Origin of the sequence: Sutterella parvirubra YIT 11816 (genome assembly GCF_000250875.1) — a bacterium.
GTDB classification, from domain to species: domain Bacteria; phylum Pseudomonadota; class Gammaproteobacteria; order Burkholderiales; family Burkholderiaceae_F; genus Sutterella; species Sutterella parvirubra.
This window is the reverse complement of the sequence record NZ_JH604979.1, coordinates 1-3,312: the sequence shown is the minus strand read 5'-3', so window position 1 is coordinate 3,312 and position 3,312 is coordinate 1. Positions and strand designations below refer to the sequence as shown.

Genomic DNA, 3,312 nt, shown 5'->3' with positions numbered 1-3,312 from the left:
GCAGGTCCGGTTTTCGACCCCCACCCCAAAACCCGGAACCCGGCGACGGGCGAAGTGATCGCCCGCTGCGCCGAAGCCGGTCCCGAAGACGTCGACCGCGCGGTCGAGGCCGCCCAGGCCGCCTTCCCCGTCTGGTCGAAGAAGTCCCCGGCGGAGCGCGCCGAGGTGCTGCTCAAAATCGCCGACGCGATCGACGCCCGCGCGGACGAATTGGCCCGCATCGAAACGATGGACAACGGGAAGCCGATCCGCGAAACGAAGGGGATCGACGTGCCTTTGTCGTCGGATCACTTCCGCTACTTCGCCGGCGCCCTTCGCGCCGAAGAAGGCACGGCCGTCATGATCGACGAGAACACGATGTCGATCGTGCTCCACGAACCGATCGGGGTCGTGGGGCAGATCGTCCCGTGGAATTTCCCCCTCCTCATGGGCGCGTGGAAGCTCGCCCCCGCCCTGGCGGCGGGCGACACCGTCGTCATCAAGAGCTCGTCGACGACGCCCTTGTCCCTCTTCCTCCTCGCCGAAATCGTCAACGAATTCGTCCCCGCCGGGACGGTGAACGTCATCTCCGGGAAGGGTTCGGTCGCCGGGGACGCGATGCTGAAGCACCCGGGCTTTGCGAAGCTCGCCTTCACGGGCTCGACCGAAGTGGGCCGCGACGTCGGGCTCGCCGCCGCCCAACGCATCATTCCGGCGACGCTGGAACTTGGCGGCAAGTCCGCCAACATCGTCTTCGCGGACGCGGACATGGACCGCGCCGTCGAAGGCGCCCAGATCGGGATCCTCTTCAACCAGGGTCAGGTCTGCTGCGCGGGCTCGAGGATCTTCGTCGAGGACAAGATCTACGACGAGTTCGTCGGGCGCTTGAAGAAGGCGTTTGAAAACGTCCGTCCGGGCGATCCCATGGACCCGAAGACGATCATGGGGTCGCAGATCAACAAGCGTCAGCTGGAGAAGATCCTCTCCTACGTCGAGATCGGCAAGGCCGAGGGCGCGAAGGTTTTGACGGGCGGCGTCGCCGCCCAGGTGCCCGGCATGCCCGAAGGCGCCTTCATGGCGCCGACGCTTCTGGTCGACGTCACGAACGACATGCGCGTCGCCCGCGAAGAGATCTTCGGGCCGGTGGCGGTCGTGATCCGCTTCAGGACGGAGGACGAAGTGGTCGCCATGGCGAACGACTCGGACTACGGTTTGGGCGGCGCCGTTTGGACCAAGGACATCAACCGCGCGCTCCGCGTGGCGCGGGGCGTGCAGACCGGCCGCATGTGGGTCAACACCTACAACGAACTTCCGGCGCACACGCCCTTCGGCGGCTACAAGACCTCCGGGATCGGCCGCGAAACGCACAAGGCGATGCTCGCCCACTACTCGCAGACGAAGAATATCTACGTCTCCATGGCCGAGGGGGTGCGAGGCCTCTACGGGGTGTAAGCATCTCGAATGACCCGGAAGGCTCCCTCGGAGCCTTCCGGCCCGCGGTGCCCGGCACGTCTTCTTCGGGAGACGGGCGCACCGGGATCGGATGAACGAAACGCCGGATGCCGTGAGGTGTCCGGCGTTTCCCGTACAAGGAAAGTCAGCGCCTCGGCGCCGGGGGAATCGTGAGCCTCAAGGCCGGTCCTCCATCGCCCTTCACCATCTTCCAAACCGGCGCGCGCCCGGCGAGCGCTTCCGTCGCCCGAATGATCGTCCCGACGCCCTCACCGCGCGTCTCGATCAGGCGGCTGCGCCCGAGGCGCTTCGCCCAGACTTCCGGCAACGGGACCTTGGTGAGAAGGGAGACCAGAAGGCGGTTTCTCACCGCCGTCCGGAAGGGAAGACTCTCCACCGTCATCGTGCCGGTGAGAAGTCCGGGCGACGTGATTTCCAGGCGGTCGGGTCGAAAACCCCTGAAGATGCGGATCCGCACGGGCTCGACGCCCTCCGACCAGTCGCGGTGTACGGCGGCGTTCACGACCGCCTCGAAGAGAGCCTCCGGGGCGTACGCCCCGGGAACGGTATCTTCGACGGTCCGGCAGGCTTCGAGGATCTGGCGGTCGAGGGGCCCTCGGATATCGCGGCTCACGCCGATGCCGCCCAACGTCCATTCCACCACGGTGCGTGCGTTGGGAAGAAAGACCGCGGGATCTTCTGCCGCCGTGAGAACGCCCGCGACGGTGGGACGCAGAACGCCTTCCTCCGGCAGCATGAACCCGGCAAGACGCAGGAAGCGCTGGCGAAGGCCGGGGTCGGCCTTCATCTGAGGCGGCACGAGCCGCATCCAAAGCGGTGCCGACAGATCGGCCGGCACCGCGCCCGGCACGAGCATCTCGTCGAAGCGGACGTCATGGACGTGGCGGACGTCCCGTGCCATCGTCCTGTGGTTCGCCGACCGGGGGAGTCCGCGGCGCTGCGGCGTGCTTTGGGTCATCTTCGGCTTCCGTTCATGAGCAGCTGCGCGGCCCGAGGAAGCTGGGCCGCTCACGACCGATCATCCCGCGCCCGGCCGGTCCGCGTCAATCGTCTGCCGAAGGATCTCCACCTCAAAGGAAAGGGGACGGGTCTCCTTCAAAACCCATCCCCCTGATTCCAAACCTTGCCCGATCCCGACCGCAGAGACCGGGAAAGCGGGAACTGCACGCCACACAACGGTTATTCGATCACCCCGTGACGCATCGCATACGCCCGGCAGTGGTTCATCCAGGCGTGGACGTCGGGCGAGAGGTACTTGTCGGCGTGGCGGCAGAAGGTGAGCTGACGGCGGAAGCGGTCGGGGAGCTCCACGGCGGTGAGGTAGCGCCCGTAGAAGGGGTCGGTCAGCACCCGCCGCGAGATGTACGTGAGCCCCAAGCCCACCAGCACCGAACGGATGATCGCGTCGAAGCTGTTGAGTTCCGCATTGACGTGAATGCTGGAGAGCTTCTGGCGCAATTGGGTGTCGAAGAAGTTCCGGGACGACGACCCCTCTTCGCGGAGCACCCAGCGGACGTTGTTCAGTTCGTCGTAGGAGACCGGGCGGCCGGTCAACGGGTGGTCCTTCGGCGCAACCACCACCATTTCGTCTTCGAGCCAGGGTTCCGTCACGAGCTCAGGGTCCGTCACCGGGCCCTCGATCAAGGCGATGTCCAATTCAAACTTCGCCAGGCGCTCCGCGATCGCGTGCGTGTTGGCGATCTCGACCGCCGGGATCCAGCCCATGGCGTCTTCAAAGCCCTTCATGAGTTCGGCGATCATGAAGGTCCCCACGGTGCGGGTGCAGCCGACGCGGAACTGGCTGAACTTCTTTCTCGCGCGGAAGAGTTCCGAGATGTCGGTCGCGCGGCGGACCATTTC

Annotated in this window: 3 protein-coding genes; 1 reads left to right on the top strand and 2 read right to left on the bottom strand. The window is 66.0% G+C overall.

What is annotated here, in order from left to right:
• Positions 1-1,431 (top strand): aldehyde dehydrogenase family protein (locus HMPREF9440_RS06180; protein WP_008542537.1); only part of this gene is annotated, 1,431 nt, incomplete at its 5' end.
• Positions 1,432-1,576: 145 nt separating this feature from the next.
• Here HMPREF9440_RS06180 and HMPREF9440_RS06175 read toward each other — a convergent pair.
• Both HMPREF9440_RS06175 and HMPREF9440_RS06170 read right to left on the bottom strand, forming a co-directional pair.
• Positions 1,577-2,410 (bottom strand): ATP-binding protein, encoded by an 834-nt coding sequence (locus tag HMPREF9440_RS06175; RefSeq protein WP_008542536.1) that lies wholly within the window; start codon positions 2,408-2,410, stop codon positions 1,577-1,579.
• A gap of 221 nt (positions 2,411-2,631) precedes the next feature.
• A partial coding sequence (locus HMPREF9440_RS06170; protein ID WP_008542535.1) for a LysR substrate-binding domain-containing protein occupies positions 2,632-3,312 on the bottom strand: 681 nt, incomplete at its 5' end.